Here is a 21,014-nt window from a genome sequence, read left to right on the forward strand (position 1 = left end):
ATTTACAGTTCTATGAAAATAGGATTTATTTCTATAAATAGGAATTATTTCACGTCGTTTTTTTCAGAACTTTCGCGTATTTTCAGTATCATCGGTACCACTTTCTTATAGATTTTTTCATCACCATTGATACTTCTCATGAGAAGATCGCAGGCTGTGGTTCCCTGTTCGTGTGCCTTGTCCATGATAGCCGAGAGTTTCGGCGTAACGAAGGCAGCAGTATCACCATCGGTAAAACCGATGATAGCAACATCCTCTGGTATGCGGAGCCCTTTTTCCTTGATAGCATCGAAGGCGGCATAAGTGATAATATCGTTAAAGGCGAGGATGGCATCAGGTCTGTCCTCCTTTTCGAGGAGACGGAGGGTAGCGTTTCGGGCCACATCGAAATCGATTCTGTCGCAGACTACGAGGTCACGGTCGATAGAGATGCGGTTCTCTCTCAGCGCCTCCAGATAACCGTGTTTTCTGCGGCGCACCATATCAAGATGGTTTGGACCACCGATGAAGGCGATGCGGCGCGAACCGGTATCTATCATATGCTGGGTAGCCTCCTGGGCGGCAACATCACCATTGCCTACTACCTGGGAGAACTTATCTTCTAAGCAACAACGGGCAAAGAACACCAGTGGAACTCCCATCTTATGCAACTGCTCGAAGTGAGAATAGTCGACCGTATCCTGTGCCAGACAGGCGATGATGCCTTCCACATGCATATTCAGGAAGTTTTCTACCGCTCTCTTCTCGTGTTCTGTATTCTCGTGGCTATTGGCGCTGATCACCGAATAACCATTCCTTACGGCATAATCTTCTATACCATCCAGCACGGCAGCATAATAATGAGTCACCAGGTTTGGCACAATTACGCCAATCACCCTAGGTGCTTCTTTTCTGAGGCTCTGTGCAAAGGGGTTTGGGCGATAATTGAGCTCCTTGGCAAGGCTTTTCACCTTTTGAGTCATCTCCTCACCCACTTCATGGCTGTTTCGCAGGGCTCTAGATACAGTTGCTATGCTGACGCCAAGTTGACCGGCGAGGTCTTTCAAAGATGTTCTTCGTTGTTTCATTTGTTAGTTTACGCTTATTATTGACATACATTTTTGTATCCACAAATTCTGCATGTTTTGTCTTTCCAAAAGCAAAGTTAGTGAATTCTCTGCAAAGATAACAATTTCTTTCGAAAACGCAAACGTTTACGTTATTATTTTTCTGAAAAAATTTATTTTATAAGAAAAAACTCGTAATTTTGCAAACTGGAAAGTAATGAATAGTTGATAATAAGTTAGTTAGAAACAAACGTGGGTTTGGAATGTCGGGAGACAATCCAAACTCTTTTTTATGTCCCGATGCCAACAGATTACCTGCCAGGATACAAAAAACAGGATACCAAAAAGATGAGGGCACATTCTGAATACTGCCCCCATCTGATATGGTTATTACTGCTTAAAAACAAATTTCTTCTGTCCGGGATAGTTGACGAATATCGCTACCAGCAGAGATACAATACTCTTCGGAATCATATAATGCAGCTGAATATGTTCGTGCGCATTCAGAAATTCGGTCAGGGCGATAGTGCCGCCCGAATTGAGCATCCAGCTGATGCCCCAGATGATAAAATAGCGCCAGGCGACACTCTTTTTCTTGCTCTTGGAATCGCCGAACACATAACGGTAATTCAGTATGCAGTTGGTAATGCCGCCACTTATCACTCCCAGCGCATTGGCAAGTCCGTAATAAATGCCGATGATATCTGAGAGGAAGAATGCCAGTCCGAAGTCTACCACAGAGGCGCAGGAGGCGGTCAGTTCCGCCTTGCCAAAGGTTACGAGTTCTTCTTTAATCTTGCCCATATTCTCTTAGATTCCATTAGCAGTACGCCTACTATCGTAGTAAGAATACCCAACATGACATCGATGATATAATGATGACCGGAATAGACTGCCGTCCACCAGATGCCCAGACAGATGCAGGCAAAGAGCACCACCGTATACCAGCGTTTACGGCTCATCACAGCATAAATCGTGGTGAGGAACATATAGGCAGCATGCAGGCTAGGCACGGCAGCAAAGACATTGGCATTCTTGCCGTAGAGTCCGTGGAACACGTGCAGTCCGGTCATTTCGTCCCATCTGCCCAGACCAGCCACATTGCCCGGTGTATTGAGCACAGCCTTGAAGCCATAGTTCATCGCATACCAGGGCGGAGCAGCCGGATAGATGTAGTAGCCGATGAAGCCGATGACATTCACCAGCAGGAAAGCCCAGGAGAAACGCTTGAACCAGTTAAGCTGTTTCGTAAGATACAGATAAAGGGCAAACGCGATAGGCACCGGAACCCAGCAGAGATAGAAGATGCCTGCCCAGAAATCAGCAAAACCGCAATGGTGAACCTTGAAGTATTCGCCCGGAATCATCAGCTGGCTATGGTCGGCTACAGCCTGCAGTTCTGCGCTGGATGAAGCAGCAATGCCGAAGAGCGACTTTTCTGCATGATAGAGATGCGCCACATCAATATCGTTCACCATATAGTTAGGATAAAGGCGCATCGAATCGTAGATGATTCCAAAGAGAAACCAAGGCAGAAAATAGAAGGCAAAACGGCGTGTCTTCTTCCAGGCTGCGAGTACCGCCAGGAGGATAATCAGATAGATACTAAACACTTTTTTCTACTTTTTTATTGATAGAACTTGAGTTTATTATTTATGAGCGTTCATCACAACATAACAATGCCAGATGCGCCAGAAAGCGGTGATGTTTGCCAGAACGGCAATCAGAATCATTCCGCCAGCCAGCCACCAGATATTGCCTGTAAAGCCGGTAATCATCGCAGTAACGGCGGTAACCACAACGCGCTCAGGACGCTGCATGAAACCTACCTTGCACTCAATATCCAGACCCTCGGCACGGGCACGGACATAACTTACCATCACAGAACCAATCATTGCTGCAAAGGTGACTACGCTCATCCAGAACCAGGTCATATCGCCCTGCATACGTACGAAGATGAGGCAGATACCAAAGAGACTTACCAGCTCGCTGTAGCGGTCGAGTGTAGAATCCCAGAGTGCACCGAAGAGACTGCTCTTTCCGCTCATACGAGCCAGACGGCCATCCATCATATCGAAGAGACCGGCTGCGAGGATGATGAATCCACCCCATCCTACAGTAACCATGCAAGATGCATAATCAGCCTGCTCAGTTCCGAGCATCCATGCAGCATGAAGGAAGAAACCGGCTGCCACAATATTGCCCAGGAATCCTACGAAGGTGACAATGTTAGGAGTAATACCTACTGCTATCATCGCCTTGATAAGTGGATTGATGATGGCATAGATAACTTTTTGTAAGAAATCTCTATAATTCATATTTTAATCTATTTTTTATTGTCTGTTTAAGAAATGGCTACTTAAGAATTTGTTTCTTTAAGAATTTGTGTCTTTAAGAAATGCCAGACTAGATGATTCCAGCCGAAACCAGTATGATTTTGATGATGATTAAAGAAACGGCTGCATAGAGGCCGCCCAGCAGATCATCAGCCATCACATAGAAGGCACCCTGCCTGTTATCCAGTTTCTTGATGCCCAGCGGTTTCACCATATCAAAGAAGCGGAAGAGAACAAGTGCCCCCAATGCCCACCACCAGGCATCTTTCACTTCGCCCTGTGCCGTAAGCGGGGTCAGCAACGACAGGGGAATCCACACGCCAGCCATCTCGTCGATGACCACACGGCTGGGATCCTCACCCCAGTAAGGCTGCAACTGCGCTGTTGCCCAAGTGCCCAAAATGGTAAAAACAATGACGAGAAAGAAGGTGATGCTCTGCAAACTCTCGCCCGTAATGCCGAGCCCGTAAGCCAGGGCTGCCCAGATGAGGGTTGCCAACACAGAGCCAGCCGTTCCCGGTCCCCAAGGCCAGAAGCCACTGCCAAAACCGGTGCCTATGATGACGGGCAGCAAAGGGGGCCGCTCGTCGGTAAGATTTCCCTTGTTATTCATTCTCTTAATGTTTAATAAGCCCGCAGAAGGGCGTTTCTTCTTTAAATTTCAGTGTGCAAAATTACGCTAAAAAATTAAATTAACCAAATAGTTTTCTGTTATTTTTCTGAATTTCATCATATATTGACAGATAAACAGGTGAAATAGAGCAATATGAAGGTTTTTTATACTATTTAGGCTCGCACGGCGAAGAGCAAGAACAGGCAGCAGAAGGAACTGCATGGAAGCCTTTTTCTGAAAATCTCATAAAAAACTGAAATAATGAATAGGTTTTTGCGTCTATTTACGAATAATGTTATAACTTTGCATCCTGAAAGCCCAAAAAGTTCCTAGAAGCAGCACGCCCTGGGCTAGGAGCTTCTGCCCTTTCAGGGCGTGTGGAGCTGACTTGCGGTTGAGATAATAGATTAAATCATGGGCGGAGAGCCCCTATATATAATAAGGTATAAAAAATGAAAGGTATTAAAAAGTTGTATTTTACAGTCATCCTTCTGATGATTTCTACGCTTCAGATGATGGCTCAGCAGAAGATAACAGGCCGTGTCATCGATGACGACGGTTTTGCCGTACCGTATGCAAGCGTGCAATACAAAGGACATAAAATCGCAGTTTCCAGCAACGGAGAAGGTAAGTTTACCATCGAAAAGAAACCGGGACTCATGCTCACCGTAAGCGCACTGAGCTACAAGAGCACCACGGTGAAGGTTGACGAAAAGACCAACTTTCTGGAAATCAAACTGAAAGACGATACGCACAAACTTACCGAAGTGGTGGTAAAATCGAAAAAAGGCCGCTACAAACGTAAGAATAATCCTGCCGTAGAACTGATGCGGCGCGTGATTGCTGCCAAGAAAAAGAGCGACCTGAGCAACCACGACTATGTACAATATGATAAGTATCAGAAGATTACGCTCGCGCTCAACGACCTGAAGAAAGAACAGCTCGAAAGCAAGTTCTTCCAGCGCCGCCAGTATCTCCTCGACCAGGTAGAAACCTCTCCATACAACGGAAAGCTCACCCTGCCTGTCAGCATCGACGAGACGGTTTCACAGCATATTTACCGCAAAGATCCGAAGACCGAAAAGGACATCATCAAGGGTCAGCAGAGCAATGGAATCGGACAGGTAATCCAGACCGGAGAGATTCTCAACACCGCCCTGAAAGAGGTGTTCACCGATGTGGACATCTACGATGATTACGTGCGCCTGCTGCAGTATCCCTTCCCATCTCCTATCGGCAGAACAGCCATCAGCTTCTACCATTACTACATCGAAGATACGGTGTATGTGGAAAGAGACCTGTGCTACCATCTGCAGTTTATCCCAGCCAACAGCCAGGACTTCGGATTCCGAGGTGAACTCTATGTGCTTGCCGACAGCAGCCTGCACGTGAAGAAATGTAACCTCTACATGCCTCACAACAGCGATGTAAACTGGGTTACTGACATGAAGATTGAACAGGAGTACACCAAGCTCGACAACGGCGAGTGGGTGCTCTCTAAAGACGATATGATAGCCGAACTGCACGTTAACAAGCTCCTTCAGGACCTGCTGGTGGTGCGAAACACGCGAATCACCAATTATGCCTTCGATGCCTTGCCGAAGCAGCTCTTCAAGGGCAAGGCGAAGATCAGGCACGATATGGATGCGATGAACCGCGATGAGGCTTACTGGAACAAATACCGGCAGGTGGACCTCACGAAGAGCGAATCGTCGATGGACAGCTTTATCCACCGCATGGAGAACTCCAAGGGATTCAAATACATCATCTTCGGTGTGAGAGCCTTGATGGAGAACTATGTGGAAGTGGCTCATACCAAGGGCAAGAAGGTAACGGTGAAAGACAGTCTGGGTGTTGAAAGAGACAGCATCATCAACGACCGTCGCAGCATCTTCGACCTGGGACCTATCAACACGTTCCTCTCCAACAACTACGTAGACGGTGTGCGCCTGCGTCTGGCGGGCAGAACGATGGCAGCCCTCAACCCTCACTTCTTCTGGGATGGTTACGGCGCCTACGGTCTGAAGAGCAACAAGTGGTATTACGGCCATGTGCTCACCTATTCGTTCAACAAGAAGAAGAACAGTCCGTTCGAGTTCCCTATGCGCAAGCTTACCTTCGAGTTGGGGCATGATATTACATCTCCATCCGATGATAACCTGCTGCACAACAAGGACAACTTCTTCATGACCCTCCGTGCTACTACGCAGGACCAGATGTATCAGTATCACCGCCAGAAGGTGACCTTCACCTACGAAACCGACTGGGGATTCCGCTTCGACACCAGCCTCCGCTGGCAGAGCAACCGCACCGTGGGCAATCTCCACTACTACAGAGTGAGCGACGGCGAGGAAATACGCAAGATACGCACCACTGAGGCGAGTGTAGGCTTAGATTACAACCCGGGGGTCACCTATGTCAACACCAAGCAGCAGCGCCTGCCAATCAACCTAGACAGTCCTGAAATCTCGCTTCGCCACACCATGGGCTTAGACGGATTCATGGGCGGCCAGTATCAGAGCAACCTCACCACGCTGGGCATTTACAAGCGCCAGTGGCTGGGAAGCTTCGGTTATATGGATTTCAACATCGTGGGCAAGGCGCAGTGGAGCAAAGTGCCTTTCACCATGCTCATCCAGCCACCGGTCAACCTCTCTCTCTTCGAGCAGGAGGCAACCATCAGCATGATGAAGGACTGGGAGTTCCTGAGCGACCGCCAGCTGTTCTGGTCAGTAGCCTGGGATATGAACGGCAAGCTGCTCAACCGCATTCCGCTCATCAAGAAGCTGAAGTGGCGTGAATATATAGCCATCAAGGGTGTATGGGGCGATTTGACCAGCAAGAACGACCCGAGCAAGAACATCAATGATGAGAAACTCTTCAAGTTCCCTACCAACTCCTATACCTTTGGCAAGACGCCATACTGGGAGTTTGTAGCCGGCGTGCACAACATCTTCAAGTTCTTCGGAATAGATTATGTTCGCCGCCTCAACTATTATGACCATGCAAACATCTCAAAATGGGGCATCCGTATGGGCTTCCTCATGTCATTCTAATAAGAAAAAAAGATGCCTTGATGCAGTATTTTTATTGCATCAAGGCATCTACATACATATACAAAAACCATAAGAGAGTAAACACAATGAAGATTCTATTAGCAGACAAACAGGACATCACAAGAGCCGGATTGAACTATGTGATCAGTAAGATGGAGGGATTGGAAACCCAAACTGTCGAAGACAAGGCAGACCTGCTGCTTACCTTAAGGGAGAATGAGGATACGGTCGTAATACTCGACTACACCCTTTTCGACATCAATGATGCTGCCGAGTTACTTATTTTAAACCAGCGTTTCCCATACACGCGCTGGCTACTGTTCAGTGAGGATTTAAGTACCGATTTCGTTAAGATTCTCATCGCCAGCAGTACGCAGTTCAGCGTATTGCTGAAGGAGTGTTCGCTAATGGAACTCAAGGAGGCGATACGTTTTTGTGTGGCAGGCAACCGTTTTGTCTGCCAGCGCATGATGGAGGTTCTTCTGGCTCCGAAACAAGAGGAGCAGGAGAAAATCAACCTCACCAAGACCGAGACAGAGATTCTGAAGGACATTGCGCTGGGAATGACGACGAAAGAAATAGCCGAGAAGCGCTTTTCCAGCTTCCATACAGTCAATACCCACCGCAAGAACATCTTCCGCAAGTTGGGCGTAAACAACGTTCACGAGGCTACGAAATATGCGCTGAGAGCCGGTTTGGTTGATTCGGCAGAATACTATATTTAAGTTTATAGTTGATAGTTTATAGTTGATAGTTTATAGTTGATAGTTTATAGTTTAAAGCAATCTTGCAAACGCCTAAGCCCTATTAACTATCAACTATAAACTATCAACTTTTTCATTGGGGGGTTAACAGGGTTAACAGTTAACAGCTGTTTTTTGCATGGTCCCCCTCGCGTACCTTATTATATAATAATATATATATACTTATTTTTATATAAGTGTGTGGATGGAAGTATGCATTTTTGGGGTGTTAACTGTTAACCTGTTAACCCCCATCTTAATTTTCTCTTTCCAGAGCGCATCTTTTTATCTTGGCAAGCGTCTTATATTAAGACGGATAAGTGCCTTATATTAAGACAGATAAGAGGCTTTAATGATGACCAGCAGGAGGCTTCAATGATGCCTCACGAGGGGGCAATTAATGCGTCGCGACGGAAGAATTGGTGCGTCGCGACGGAAAGAATTGTGCGTCGCGACGCAAAAAATAATGCATCGCGATGGAAAAAAACAGCCATTTTACAGCCATTTTTCATCCTATCGCGATGCATTCTTAATTTTCTCAACCGGAAAGCTATGAGTCGCTAACCGGAAAGCTATGAGTTGAGAACCACAAAACTATGAGTTAGTTTTCTTAACTTTTTAGCCCATTTTCTATCTTTTTTACGCCTAAACGGCTCAAAACAGAGACTTTTAAATCTTCTTCTTATAGCAGCGATGACGGCGATGCTGTTCGCTCTCCAGATACTGCCACTGGCTCTGAACACCGGTATTGGTCTCCATCTGCGGCATTGCCTCAGCCCATTTAAAGCCATAACGGCGATACTGCTCTATCAGATCGGCAAAAATAAGCGCGTTGGCTCCCTTTTTGCGATATTCCGGAAGAACACCAATCAAGAGCAAATCTACCGTATCCGTCTTGTGCCACTTCAGAACCTTCAGCACCTTCAGCCAACCCGTAGGGAAAAGCTTGCCATTGCCTATCTCGCGCAGCGCATCGGTAAACGAAGGGAAGGAAACACCAAAGGCTACCAGTTTGTTACCAGCGTTGCCATCCACCACACCCGTTACCAGGTTCAAGTCAGCCTTCTTGATATAAGAGTTTACATATTCATCTATCTGCTTCTCCGTAAGCTGCTGGAAATCATAGAGATTCTTGTAAGTCTCGTTCACGATTTCGAACACCTTCCTGCCCATTCCTCCCGAGGTCAGTTCCCGGCGGGTGAACTTATGAACATGCAGATTATATCGGCTCTCTATCATCTGGGCAGTCTTGGCAAACTTAGCCGGCGTCTCCTTCGGAACCCTGATGCGGTACTCCAGCCAGTCGTTATCCTTCTCATAGAGCGGATAACTCTCCAGATGCGTCTTATAATAAGGATAATTGTAATTGATATACATCGTAGACTTCCGGTCGAAGCCCTCGATGAGCAAGCCTTCACGGTCCATATCCGTAAATCCGAGCGGACCTACGCATTCGTTCATTCCCCTGCTCTTGCCCCAGTTTTCTACCGCACGCAACAAGGCACAGGAAACCGCAACATTATCCACGAAATCGAACCAGCCGAAGCGAACCTGCTTCTTATTCCAATGTGCGTTGGCACGATGGTTGATAATGGCAGCAATTCTACCTACGATACGAGCCTCGCTGTCAACCGCCAGGAAGTATTGAGCCTCGCAGAATTCGAAGGCAGGATTCTTCTTCGGGTCCAGCGTATTCATCTCGTCGAAACGCAAAAAAGGAATGGCAAACTTATGGCCTCTGTAGAGATCATAATGAAACTGAATGAAGGTTTTCAGCCCTTTTTTTGTCGTTATCGGTATGATTCTTATCTCATCATTCATTAGTATATTGTTTTATGTATATATATTCAATTGCAGTGCAAAAATACAATAAATTTATGAATAATGCAACTCTTTTCTTATAAATTTATAAAAGTTTGTTCATAATTGTCCAACTTTGTGGATATTTATGTACCTTTGCAGGTTGAAATGCCCCAAAAGAGCATCATAAAGTTATGAAGAAAGAGAAAAGAGACAACTATACGTTCCTCACACATGCCCCTGTGCATCATGTGATTTTTACGATGGCCATACCAACGATTATCAGTATGCTGTCGACGAGCATGTACAATCTCGCCGACACTTATTTCGTGGGCAGCATCAACACGCAGAGTGTGGCAGCGGTAGGCGTTTCCTTTGCAGCAATGGCTGTGATTCAGGCAATAGGTTTCTTCTTCGGTCACGGAGCAGGCAATTATGTTTCGCGACAGTTGGGCGCCAAGCATACGGAAGAGGCACAGAAGATGGCAGCCACGGGCTTTGTGCTGAGTTTTCTTACCGGTCTCCTCATCGCCATTCTGGGTCATGTGTTCCTCACACCGCTCTGTCTTCTGATGGGTTCTACGCCCACCATTCTTCCTTATACAGAGCGTTATCTGGGCATAATCCTGCTGGGTGCTCCCTTTATGACCACCTCGCTTACGCTGAATAACCTGATGCGCTTCCAGGGCAATACGATGTATGCGATGAAAGGCATCATGTCGGGTGTGCTGCTCAATCTGATTCTGGCTCCTCTGTTCATTCTCTACTTCCAGCTGGGCATTACCGGAGCCGCCGTAGCCACCCTCATCAGCCAGTGTTTCGGCTGCGCCATGCTCTTCAGGATGACGCATAAAGGCGAGAACATCCGCATCCGTCTCAGCAATTTCACCCCTACCCGCGCCTTTGCCAAGGAGATTATCTTCGGCGGAACCCCTTCGCTGTCAAGACAGGGACTGGGAAGTATCGCTACGCTGATGCTCAATGTGGCAGCAGGTGCGTTTGGCGATGCAGCCATTGCGGGCATGAGCATCGTTACCCGCATCTCCTTCTTCACCTATGCGATGGTCATCGGTCTTGGACAGGGATTCCAGCCGCTCTGCGGATTCTGCTACGGCGCCAAACTCTATGGGCGCGTAAAGGAAGCCTTCTTTTTCTGCATCAAATGCGGCACGGTTTTCCTCTGCGTCTGTGCCATTCTCGGCTTCATCTTCTCAACTTCCATCATCAGTATCTTCCGCGATGATGCAGCAGTTGTAGCCGTAGGTTCTGCAGCTTTGAGATGGCAGGTGCTCAGTTTTCCGCTCATAGCCAGCATCGTGCTCACCAACATGCTGATGCAGACCATCCGCAAACCGGTGAGAGCCAACATCGTAGCGGCAGCACGCAGCGGACTTTTCTTCATTCCGCTCATCTTCATCCTGCCCTATTTCTTCGGACTGCTGGGCGTGGAGATGTGTCAGATGTGGGCAGATTGCTGCTCGTTTGCCGTTGCGGTTCCGATAGCCTGGAGCGCTTTCAGGGATATGAGAAGAGAGCAGATGGAACTCGGGAAAAACACTAGAATAAAAGAAAATACTTGAGATAAGAAAAATGAAGAAGACTTATTACATAGGATTGGACGTTGGCTCTACGACAGCTAAAATAGCCGTTATCGACAGCGATAATCGGGTAATTTACTCAAAATACGAACGCCACAACGCTCGTGTCAACGAACTTGTGTCACAATATTTCGATGAGATTTTAGCCCTTGTGGGCGATGCAGAGGCAAGAATCTGCGTAACGGGAAGCGTAGGAATGGCTACTGCCGAACAGCTCCAGGCGGAGTTTGTACAGGAGGTGGTGGCTGCATCGGTCTATGCCCGTACTGCCCATCCTGAGGCGAAGGCGCTCATCGATATTGGTGGCGAGGATGCGAAGGTTATCTTCTTCAAGGAAAACGGAAATATGGAACTGCGCATGAACGGCAACTGTGCCGGCGGAACGGGCGCTTTCATCGACCAGATGAGTGTGCTGATGGGCGTAGAGAACCAGAAGATGAGCGAGTTGGCGATGAAGGCAGAGCACGTTTATCCGATGGCTGCCCGCTGCGGCGTATTCGCCAAGACCGACATCCAGAACCTGATGGCGCGCAATCTGCCCGAAGCCGATATTGCAGCCAGCATCTTCCATTCCATCGCCGTACAGACGGTGGTAACGCTTTCTCACGGCATCAGTTTCGAGGCTCCTATCCTGCTCTGCGGCGGTCCGCTTACCTTTCTTCCGGCTCTCCGCAAGGCTTTCTGCGATTATCTCCATCTCTCTCCAAACGATTTCATCGTATCCGGAAACAGCAATCTCATTCCGGCTCTGGGCTGTGCTTACCGGGCTAAATCGGCTGATTCTGCAGCCTCAGTATCTGTTCTCAGAAGTCGGATGAAGAAAGAAATACAAACGGAATGGACCAGCAGCCTGCTGCCCCTGTTCAAGAATGAGAAAGAGCACCAGGAATGGCTCAAATCCAAGGCGAAATTCGCTACGGAAACCAAACCGCTGAATAAAGGAAAACAGCAGGTTGTGATTGGTATTGACTCGGGCTCTACTACGACGAAGATTGTTGCGGTAAGGGTGAATACGGAGACGCCTACGGGAGATATTGTCTTTACCAATTACCGCTTGAATCTGGGAAATCCGATCAAGGCAGTAGCGGATGGACTGAACGCCCTGAAGCAGGAAGCTGCATTGCGAGGCGCTGAACTGGAAACCGTAGGCTCCTGCTCTACAGGTTACGGCGAAGAACTCATCAAGGCGGCTTTCGGCCTCGACAGCGGCATCATCGAAACAATGGCGCACGAAAGAGCTGCTGCCTCACTCATGCCTGACGTGAGTTTTATCCTGGACATCGGCGGACAGGACATGAAGGCTATCTTCGTTGAGAAAGGGGCTGTGGTGCGCATGGAACTCAACGAGGCGTGCAGTTCGGGCTGCGGAACATTCATCCAGACCTTTGCCAACAATATGGGTTATTCTGTAGGCGATTTTGCCCAACTCGCCTGCCAGTCGAAGGCTCCCTGCGACCTGGGAACCCGCTGCACCGTCTTCATGAACTCAAAGGTGAAGCAGGTGCTCAGAGAGGGCGCATCTGTAGCTGATATTTCTGCCGGAATCTCTTATTCGGTCATCAAGAACTGTCTTTATAAGGTATTGAAACTCCATGGTAATGAGAACCTTGGAGGCAAAATCGTTGTACAGGGTGGTACGATGAGAAACGATGCGGTGGTAAGAGCATTTGAGTTGCTCACCCATACCGAAGTGGCACGAAGCAACATGCCTGAACTGATGGGCGCCTACGGCTGTGCCCTTCATGCGGCGGCAGATTATAAACATCGCACTTCTGCAGAAGATTCGCACCCTGCCTCATCAAGAACCATCGATGAGCTGCAGAATCTGGCTCATTATGAAACCAAACAGCTGCAATGCAAAGGCTGCGAAAACCATTGTTATGTTTCCCGCTACACCTTTGCCGGCGGCAACCGATTCTACTCCGGAAACAAGTGTGAGCGTGTGTTCAACAACAAGGGAGCAAACGGGATAAAAGGCAAAAATATTTACGAATACAAATACAGCTTACTATTTGATAGAGAGGCAGTTAACCAACTTGACGTTGTAAAACACAACGTCAAAGTAGGCATTCCTCGCATCCTCAACATGTACGAGGAATATCCGTTCTGGAATGCGCTGCTCCGGGCAGCCGGATTGGGCGTGATTCTCTCTTCCGATTCCACTTTCAGCCAGTATGAAGGAGCCTTGAATACGGTGATGAGCGATAATATCTGCTTCCCGGCTAAACTGGCTCACAGTCATCTGAAGGAACTCAACGAGAACCCGAAGGTTGACCGCATCCTCATGCCATACGTGGTTTATGAGCATAATGACGACCCGAAGAATACGCTGAACAGCTTCAACTGTCCAGTCGTTTCGGGCTACAGCGATGTCATCAAGTCGGTCATCAATCTGAAGAAACCAATCGATACGCCCGTCATCAACTTTGCCCAGCCTAAGGCGCTGGAAAAACAGATTACCGATTATCTCAAGCAACTGGGAGTAAGCAAGAAGACTGCCCGTAAAGCGCTGAGAGAGGCTCTCTATTCTCAGGCAGTATATGCTGCTGAGATTAAGAAACAGGGCTGGGAGATGCTGAAAAATGAAGAAACAGAGGCTCAGAAGCCGAACAAGGGACTTACGATTCTGCTGGCCGGCCGTCCTTATCATACTGACCCGCTGATTCAGCACAAGCTGAGCGAGATGATTGCCAATCTGGGAGTCAACGTCATCAGCGAAGACATCGCCCGGGGTAATCTCTTTGCAGATTTCAAAGACTTCAATCTGGAGAACCTGGCGGCAGAAAGAAATGAGGCAGCATTAGCCAGCCAAGACAACAACGAAGCATACAACTGTCAGCCAGAGACTTATCTCGTGAAGCAATGGGCGTATATGAACCGCATTCTGAAGGCAGCGCAATGGGCAGCCGAACAGGGCGATGAGGTTCATTTCGTCCAGATGACCAGCTTCGGCTGCGGTCCTGACAGTTTTATCCAGGACGAGATTCGCGACATCATGAAGCGCCACAACAAGCCGTTCACGCTGCTGAAGATAGATGATGTGAGCAATATCGGCTCACTGAAGCTCCGTGTCCGCTCGCTCATAGAAAGCCTGAAGGGAGTAAAGGAAGTGAAGAGTGAAGAACGAAGAGTGAAAAATTCAACAGCAGAAGAAATTCAACATTCAACACTCAACATTCAACATTTACAACAGACCAAGGTATTCACCAAGCAGGATATTCATCGCAAGATTCTCGCTCCTTTCATGACCGAATACCTCACCCCTATCATTCCGCCTATCCTGAAACTGATAGGCTATGATGTAGAGGTTCTTCCGATGAGCGATGAGGTGAGCGCCGAACTCGGCTTGAAGTTTGCCAACAACGAAGTCTGCTATCCGGCAACACTCATCGTCGGCGACATCATCAAAGCCTTGAAATCAGGCAGATACGACCTGAATAATACGGCAGTAGTGATGAGTCAGACGGGCGGTCAGTGTCGCGCAACCAACTACGCCGGTCTCATCAAGCGTGCGATGATTTCCAATGGATTCCAGGACATTCCGCTGCTCACTCTCGGTGTAACAGCCTCAACAGGCGAAGCATCAGGCTCAACAGACGACAAGCAAGACTACAACGAGCAGGACGGCTTCAATGTGCCTTGGCTGAAATACAGTCAGATTATCGTTACCGCCATTTTCTATGGCGATGCAATCAACGAGATGTACAACGCCTGCATCGTAAGAGAGCGTAAACCGGGCATTGCCAGAGAGTTGCGCGATAAATACATGCAGCTGATAGACGGACCTATCGCCCGCAATTCAGCCAAGGAACTCATCCGACTCCTGGAACAGGCAGCCGAAGAATTCGACCAGATGACCCTCGACAGAACGTTGCCGAAGGTAGGAATCGTAGGCGAAATCTTCCTGAAGTTCAATCCTTTCGCCCACCAGTTCCTGGAGCAGAACATCATATCCCGCGGCATTGAGGTGGTTCCGCCTCTGCTTGCCCCTTTCTTCCTGCAGGAATTTGTGAATGTAGAGATACAGAAACACATGCGGCTGAGTTGCACCAAAGTGCCCGATTTCATCATCAAGGGCGCTTATCAGGCGCTGATAGGCAGAAGATTGCGCCAGGTTAACAAGGCTGCCGGCAAGTTCCGCTACTTCCGTCCGTTCACCAACATCTATGATGATGCGAAGGACGTACAGGGACTGGTTTCGCTCGCAGCCCAGTTTGGCGAAGGCTGGCTTCTGCCTGCCGACATCGTAGGTTACATCCGTGATGGCGTGAACAACATCATCTCGCTCCAGCCTTTCGGATGCATCGCTAACCACGTGATTTCCAAGGGCATCGAGAAACGTCTCCACGACCGTTTCCCAATGCTCAACCTCGTATCGCTCGACTTCGATTCCGGTGTTTCAGAGGTAAACGTCACCAACCGACTGCTCCTCTTTCTGGACAGTATCGCAAAATAAGACAGAGGGTGTGGCATAAACTTTTTCATAGTTTTTAGGCACGGATTACACGGATTTTTCATGAGGCTATAATTGCTTTATTTACATGAGCGACATAAATCCGTGTAATCCGTGTAATCCGTGCCTTATCTATCCCCTAGGCAAACTACTTATGACACACATCTTCTTTCATCCCCCAAAGAATCACTAAAAAAAATACAAAAAACCGTAGCTATTTCTTTGTCATTCAAGAAAATAATCGTATCTTTGCACTCAAATTTTATTGAGACATTAAGAAAATGAGTAAAGATACATTAACTCATCAGCTGACAGAGACCATCGAGGAGCTTTCGAGCGCCGAATCTTTGAAGGGTCTCTTCCATCAGCATCGAGACGGGAATCCACTTCCTTCGGGCAAGGCGCTCGAAGAAATCATCAGTTTGTCCCGTTCTATCCTCTTTCCGGGATATTTCGGCAATTCTTCGGTAAATATCTCAACCATCAAATATCATATTGGAGTAAGAGTAGAGAAACTCTATGAGATGCTGTCAGAGCAGATTCTCGCCGGTCTCTGCTTCGCCAACGACTGCGAAACGGAAACCCAGGCAGAACTGCAGCACCAGCGTGCCAAGGCAGGCGTGATTGCAGCCAAGGCAATCATGGAATTCCCGAGACTGCGCAAGATTCTGGCTACCGATGTAGAGGCTGCCTACGAGGGCGACCCGGCTGCCATGAGCCACGGAGAAATCATCTCCTGCTACCCGGTCATCAAGGCGATTACCAACTACCGCATCGCTCACGTGCTGCACGAACTGGGAGTGCCGCTCATTCCGAGAATGATGACTGAACTGGCTCATTCGGAAACCGGTATTGATATTAACCCGGAGGCTACCATCGGCAAGCACTTCACCATCGACCACGGTACGGGTGTGGTGATTGGAGCTACCTGCATCATCGGCGATAATGTGAAACTCTACCAGGGTGTAACCCTCGGAGCCAAGAGTTTCCCACTCGATAAGGACGGCAATCCTATCAAGGGAATCCCTCGCCACCCTATCCTCGAAAATGATGTCATCGTCTACGCCAATGCCACCATCCTCGGTCGCATCACCATCGGAGAAGGCTGCGTAGTGGGAGCCAACGTATGGGTTACCAAGGATATGAAACCGAAAACAAAGAAATATAAAAAAGAAAAACAAAGTTTATTAGATATAGAATTCAATAATGGAACAGGAATTTGAACTCATTGCCAAGACCTTCATGGGCCTCGAGCCTGTCTTGGCTGAAGAGCTCACCCAGTTGGGTGCCAATAATGTACAGATCGGTCGCCGCATGGTGTCTTTCACAGGCGACAAGGAAATGATGTATCGTGCTAACTTCCAGTTGCACACAGCCATCCGTATCTTAAAGCCTATCAAGCACTTCAAGGCTAGAAGCGCTGAAGAGGTGTATGATCAGATCCAGAAGATCAAGTGGGATGACATCTTAGACGTGAAGAAGACTTTCTCTGTTGACTCAGTAGTCTACTCAGAGGAGTTCCGCAACTCACGCTTCGTAACCTACAAGGTAAAGGATGCGATTGTAGACTGGTTCCGCGAGAAGCAGGGTACACGTCCAAATATCAGCGTATCTAACCCGGATATCCGCCTCAACATCCACATTGCAGAAGACAATGCCACCTTGAGTCTCGATTCGAGTGGTGAGAGTCTGCACCGCCGTGGCTACCGCCAGGAGCAGGTAGAGGCTCCTCTGAACGAGGTTCTCGCTGCAGGTATGATTCTGATGACCGGCTGGAAGGGCGAATGCGATTTCATCGACCCGATGTGTGGTTCAGGTACCATCGCCATCGAAGCTGCCCTCATCGCCCGCAACATCTCTCCAGGTGTATTCCGCAAGGAGTTTGCATTCGAGAAATGGAACGATTTTGACCAGGATCTCTTCGACATGATCTATAACGACGACTCTCAGGAGCACGAGTTCGAGCACCATATCTATGGTTACGATGTTGACATGAAGGCTGTAAACACAGCTAACCTCAACGTTCGTGCTGCCGGTCTTAGCAAGGACATCACCATCTCACAGGCTGATTTCAAGGACTTCACCCAGCCAGCCGAGAAGAGCATCATCGTGATGAACCCTCCATACGGTGAGCGCATCTCTACCCCTAACCTCCTGAACACCTACAAGATGATAGGCGAGCGCTTCAAGAAGGCTTTTGCCGGCAACGAGGCTTGGGTATTGAGCTACCGCGAGGAATGCTTCGAGCAGATTGGTCTGAAACCATCTATCAAGATTCCTGTATTCAACGGAAGCTTGGAGTGCGAATTCCGCAAGTATGTGATGTTCGACGGCAAGATGAAGGACTTCCGTTCTGAAGGCGGTATTGTGAAGACTGAGCGCGAGAAGAGCGAGATGGCTCAGAAGCACCGTTTCAAGAAGGAACGTGAATTCAAGAAGCGTGTAAGCGAGGAGACTGAAAACGAGGAGGACGATATCCGTTCTTTCAAGTTCCATACTCACCGTCTGGAAGACTTCGAGAAGAAGCGTGCTGAGTTCCACAAGGGCGGTCGTTCACGTATCGGTGGCGGTCGACGCAATAATGACGACGATGACAAGCGTGGCAGCCGCAGCTTCAAGGGCGACCGCAAGGGTGGCCGTGACTTCGGTGGCAAGCGCGACGGAAAGCGTTTCGAGAAAGGCGACAAGCGTGGTGGCTTCAAGGGCGACAAACGTGGTGGCCGTGATTTCGGAGGCAAGCGCGGAGGCAAGAAGAACTTCAGCGTTGACTTCGACGACGAGGATTAAAGTAAAGAACTGAACTTTCGCATATCAGGAAGTTAAAGGAGTTAAGGAAGTTAAGGAGTTAAGACGTATGTCTTGCTGCTTAAAAAATACGCCAAAAAGACTATTGTCTTAACTCCTCAGCGACCGTAGGGAGCGATAACTCCTTTAACTCCTTTAACTTCTGAACTTGCGAAACTTGAATAAAGAATATAATGAATCTGAAGAATTCAATTTATAAATTATCTTTTGCTGCTATGATCATGATGGCTATGAATGCAACCGACTTACAGGCTCAGGGCGTAGTTCCTGCTCAGAAAGGCGAGAAAACCTTTACATTGGAAGACCTGAACTTCGGCGGCAACAACTATCGTAACATGGTAGCTAAGAACCGCTGGTGCACCTGGTGGGGCAATGAACTCGTTCGCCAGGATGTGGATGCCTGCTATCTCGTCAACAAGACGACAGGCAAGGAGACCAAACTCTTCGGCATTAATGACATCAACCAGTGGATTGCTCCTACCAAGGACATCAAGGTAAGAGCCCTCTACAATGCTCTCTTCCCTTTTGCAGGCAAGAACATCGTGATGGTAAGCAACGGCAGCAAGACTTATACCGTAGACTTCAAGAAGCATAAGTTGCTGAGCGAGATGGATTTTGCTGACGGCGAGAACCTCCTGGAGGCGAACGCCCAGCAGAACGCCTTCGCCTATCTGAAGGGCAGCAACCTCTATGTGCGTACCTTCGATGTAACCAGCAACGCCCTGACAAAAGAAAAGAAATCTCACGATTTCCAGCTCTCAAAGGATGGAAACCGCGAAATTGTTTATGGACAGAGTGTTCACCGCGATGAGTTCGGTATCAGCAAGGGAACCTTCTGGAGTCCGAACGGCGAACTTCTCGCCTTCTATCGCATGGACCAGAGTATGGTAACCGACTATCCGCAGGTCGACATCCCGGAAATTGGTTTCAATCATCCTGAAACACAGAGTTGCATTGCTACTCCTGCACCAGACAAGTATCCGATGACTGGCGAGACATCACACAAGGTAACCGTAGGCGTGTTCGACTGCATGACCGGCAAGACCATCTATCTGAAGGCTGGCGATCCAACCGACCGCTACTTCACCAACATCGCATGGAGTCCGGACAGCAAGACCATCTATATGTTCGAACTGAACCGCGACCAGAACGACTGCCGTCTGACTGCCTACAATGCAGAAACCGGCGAGAAGACAGGCGAACTCTATCGCGAGACCGATGAGAAATATGTAGAACCATGTCACCCAATCCAGTTCCTGCCTTGGGACAGCAACAGCTTTATCATGCAGAGCCGCAAGGATGGCTACAACCACCTCTATCTCTGTGAAGTGAAGAACGAAGAACGAAAAACGAAGAATTCAAATGCAAAATCTTCATCAGAAAAGCAAGAGAATTCTTCACTCTCCACTCTTCACTCTTCACTTACAATCCGGCAGTTGACTTCCGGCAAATGGGAAGTGATGGAAGTGCTCGGTTTCAACAGCAAGCGCAAGAGTATCATCATCGCATCCAACGAGAAATCGCCTATCCAGAGAAACATCTTTGCCGTAGATACAAAAACCGGCAAACGTACGCTGGTAGATGATTGCGGCAAGGGATGGCACAGCGCCACTTTGAGCGAGAACGGACAGTATGTCTTCGACAACTACTCTACTCCTACCGTTCCTCGCAAGATTGCCCTCGTAAACACCGAGAACGGCAAGCGCACCGCTTACTTCACAGCCGAGAACCCTTGGAAGGGCTACAACGTGCCGGAGTACAGCTGCGGTACCATCAAGGCTGCCGATGGCGAAACAGACCTCTACTGGAGAATGGTGAAGCCGGTAAACTTCGATCCAAACAAGAAGTATCCTACCATTATATATGTATATGGTGGTCCTCATGCCCACAACGTAGATGCCCGCTGGAACTACTCTAGCCGTGGTTGGGAAACCTACATGGCAGAAAAGGGCTATCTGCTCTTCATCCTCGACAACCGTGGAAGCGAGAACCGTGGCAAGGCTTTCGAGCAGGCTACCTTCCGCCAGCTCGGACAGATTGAGATGCAAGACCAGATGAAGGGTGTGGAATATCTGAAGACGCTTCCTTACGTAGATGCTGACAAGATTGGCGTTCACGGCTGGAGCTTCGGCGGATTCATGACCATCTCACTGATGACCAACCACCCTGATGTGTTCAAGGTAGGCGTAGCAGGCGGTCCGGTAATCGACTGGCACTGGTACGAGGTGATGTATGGCGAGCGCTATATGGACACCCCGCAGACCAACCCAGAGGGTTACAGGAAGACCTCTCTGCTCTATCAGGCAAAGAACCTGAAGGGCAAGCTGCAGATTATCCAGGGCTTGAACGATGTGACTGTAGTGCCACAGCACTGCCTCACCTTCCTCAAGGCTTGCATCGCAGCAGGCACCCAGCCAGACTTCTTCGTCTATCCTGGCGAGCCTCACAACATGAGAGGTCATCAGAGCACTCATCTGCATGAGCGCATCAGCAATTATTTCTTCGATTATCTCAAGTAAATATCTAGGAGTAAACATCCCCCGAAAAGGGGAGTTTACTTCTAC

At 48.5% G+C, this 21,014-nt stretch carries 13 protein-coding genes; 7 read left to right on the forward strand and 6 right to left on the reverse strand.

The window, feature by feature from the left end; translation table 11 throughout:
• Positions 1-44: 44 nt before the first annotated feature.
• The 5 genes from ONT08_RS01860 to ONT08_RS01880 all read right to left on the reverse strand — a co-directional run bounded on the left by ONT08_RS01860 (position 45) and on the right by ONT08_RS01880 (position 3,995).
• Positions 45-1,067, reverse strand: a complete 1,023-nt coding sequence (locus ONT08_RS01860; protein WP_117728289.1) for a LacI family DNA-binding transcriptional regulator — start codon at positions 1,065-1,067, stop codon at positions 45-47.
• A gap of 369 nt (positions 1,068-1,436) precedes the next feature.
• Positions 1,437-1,850, reverse strand: a complete 414-nt coding sequence (locus ONT08_RS01865) for a GtrA family protein (RefSeq protein WP_006847720.1) — start codon at positions 1,848-1,850, stop codon at positions 1,437-1,439.
• Positions 1,823-2,659, reverse strand: a complete 837-nt coding sequence (locus tag ONT08_RS01870; protein WP_264959011.1) for a phosphatase PAP2 family protein — start codon at positions 2,657-2,659, stop codon at positions 1,823-1,825. Before ONT08_RS01870 ends, ONT08_RS01865 begins: the two co-directional genes overlap by 28 nt.
• 36 nt (positions 2,660-2,695) lie before the next feature.
• Positions 2,696-3,364, reverse strand: a complete 669-nt coding sequence (locus tag ONT08_RS01875) for a CDP-alcohol phosphatidyltransferase family protein (RefSeq protein ID WP_117728285.1) — start codon at positions 3,362-3,364, stop codon at positions 2,696-2,698.
• Between the two features lie 88 nt (positions 3,365-3,452).
• Complete coding sequence (locus ONT08_RS01880) at positions 3,453-3,995, reverse strand: phosphatidylglycerophosphatase A family protein (protein ID WP_117587285.1); 543 nt, start codon at positions 3,993-3,995, stop codon at positions 3,453-3,455.
• A gap of 452 nt (positions 3,996-4,447) precedes the next feature.
• Between ONT08_RS01880 and ONT08_RS01885 the strand changes: the two genes are divergently transcribed.
• Both ONT08_RS01885 and ONT08_RS01890 read left to right on the forward strand, forming a co-directional pair.
• The gene (locus tag ONT08_RS01885; protein ID WP_264959014.1) at positions 4,448-7,051 is read left to right on the forward strand and encodes a DUF5686 and carboxypeptidase-like regulatory domain-containing protein; all 2,604 of its coding nucleotides are present in this window, start codon (positions 4,448-4,450) and stop codon (positions 7,049-7,051) included.
• Between the two features lie 86 nt (positions 7,052-7,137).
• A complete protein-coding gene (locus tag ONT08_RS01890; RefSeq protein ID WP_264959017.1) occupies positions 7,138-7,776 on the forward strand; it encodes a response regulator transcription factor in 639 nt (212 codons plus the stop codon).
• Positions 7,777-8,463: 687 nt separating this feature from the next.
• Here ONT08_RS01890 and ONT08_RS01895 read toward each other — a convergent pair.
• On the reverse strand, positions 8,464-9,615 hold the full coding sequence (locus ONT08_RS01895) for an N-acetyltransferase (protein ID WP_117728279.1): 1,152 nt from the start codon (positions 9,613-9,615) through the stop codon (positions 8,464-8,466).
• A gap of 173 nt (positions 9,616-9,788) precedes the next feature.
• Here ONT08_RS01895 and ONT08_RS01900 point away from each other — a divergent pair, with 173 nt between their 5' ends.
• The 5 genes from ONT08_RS01900 (at position 9,789) to ONT08_RS01920 (ending at position 20,969) form a co-directional block, all read left to right on the forward strand.
• The gene (locus tag ONT08_RS01900; RefSeq protein ID WP_264959019.1) at positions 9,789-11,174 is read left to right on the forward strand and encodes an MATE family efflux transporter; all 1,386 of its coding nucleotides are present in this window, start codon (positions 9,789-9,791) and stop codon (positions 11,172-11,174) included.
• 10 nt (positions 11,175-11,184) lie between these two features.
• On the forward strand, positions 11,185-15,648 hold the full coding sequence (locus ONT08_RS01905) for an acyl-CoA dehydratase activase-related protein (RefSeq protein WP_264959021.1): 4,464 nt from the start codon (positions 11,185-11,187) through the stop codon (positions 15,646-15,648).
• A 278-nt stretch (positions 15,649-15,926) separates the two neighbouring features.
• Positions 15,927-16,868: a serine O-acetyltransferase gene (locus tag ONT08_RS01910; protein WP_117694464.1), complete on the forward strand. Its 942-nt coding sequence runs from the start codon at positions 15,927-15,929 to the stop codon at positions 16,866-16,868.
• Positions 16,852-18,432 carry a THUMP domain-containing class I SAM-dependent RNA methyltransferase gene (locus tag ONT08_RS01915; protein ID WP_264959024.1) on the forward strand — a complete coding sequence of 527 codons (1,581 nt, stop codon included), beginning with the start codon at positions 16,852-16,854 and terminating at the stop codon, positions 18,430-18,432. The genes ONT08_RS01910 and ONT08_RS01915 overlap by 17 nt, the downstream gene beginning before the upstream one ends.
• A gap of 191 nt (positions 18,433-18,623) precedes the next feature.
• Positions 18,624-20,969 carry a DPP IV N-terminal domain-containing protein gene (locus ONT08_RS01920; protein WP_437183598.1) on the forward strand — a complete coding sequence of 782 codons (2,346 nt, stop codon included), beginning with the start codon at positions 18,624-18,626 and terminating at the stop codon, positions 20,967-20,969.
• Positions 20,970-21,014: the final 45 nt, after the last annotated feature.

This window comes from Segatella copri, assembly GCF_026015465.1.
Lineage (GTDB): Bacteria > Bacteroidota > Bacteroidia > Bacteroidales > Bacteroidaceae > Prevotella > Prevotella copri_E.

What these genes read in the sequence shown, in the direction of transcription:
- ONT08_RS01905 (WP_264959021.1), top strand. Translation starts at nt 11,185, where the DNA reads ATGAAGAAGACTTATTACATAGGATTGGACGTTGGCTCTACGACAGCT.
- ONT08_RS01880 (WP_117587285.1), bottom strand. Translation starts at nt 3,995, where the DNA reads ATGAATAACAAGGGAAATCTTACCGACGAGCGGCCCCCTTTGCTGCCC.
- ONT08_RS01885 (WP_264959014.1), top strand. Translation starts at nt 4,448, where the DNA reads ATGAAAGGTATTAAAAAGTTGTATTTTACAGTCATCCTTCTGATGATT.
- ONT08_RS01860 (WP_117728289.1), bottom strand. Translation starts at nt 1,067, where the DNA reads ATGAAACAACGAAGAACATCTTTGAAAGACCTCGCCGGTCAACTTGGC.
- ONT08_RS01910 (WP_117694464.1), top strand. Translation starts at nt 15,927, where the DNA reads ATGAGTAAAGATACATTAACTCATCAGCTGACAGAGACCATCGAGGAG.
- ONT08_RS01890 (WP_264959017.1), top strand. Translation starts at nt 7,138, where the DNA reads ATGAAGATTCTATTAGCAGACAAACAGGACATCACAAGAGCCGGATTG.
- ONT08_RS01900 (WP_264959019.1), top strand. Translation starts at nt 9,789, where the DNA reads ATGAAGAAAGAGAAAAGAGACAACTATACGTTCCTCACACATGCCCCT.
- ONT08_RS01915 (WP_264959024.1), top strand. Translation starts at nt 16,852, where the DNA reads ATGGAACAGGAATTTGAACTCATTGCCAAGACCTTCATGGGCCTCGAG.
- ONT08_RS01875 (WP_117728285.1), bottom strand. Translation starts at nt 3,364, where the DNA reads ATGAATTATAGAGATTTCTTACAAAAAGTTATCTATGCCATCATCAAT.
- ONT08_RS01865 (WP_006847720.1), bottom strand. Translation starts at nt 1,850, where the DNA reads ATGGGCAAGATTAAAGAAGAACTCGTAACCTTTGGCAAGGCGGAACTG.
- ONT08_RS01920 (WP_437183598.1), top strand. Translation starts at nt 18,624, where the DNA reads ATGAATCTGAAGAATTCAATTTATAAATTATCTTTTGCTGCTATGATC.
- ONT08_RS01895 (WP_117728279.1), bottom strand. Translation starts at nt 9,615, where the DNA reads ATGAATGATGAGATAAGAATCATACCGATAACGACAAAAAAAGGGCTG.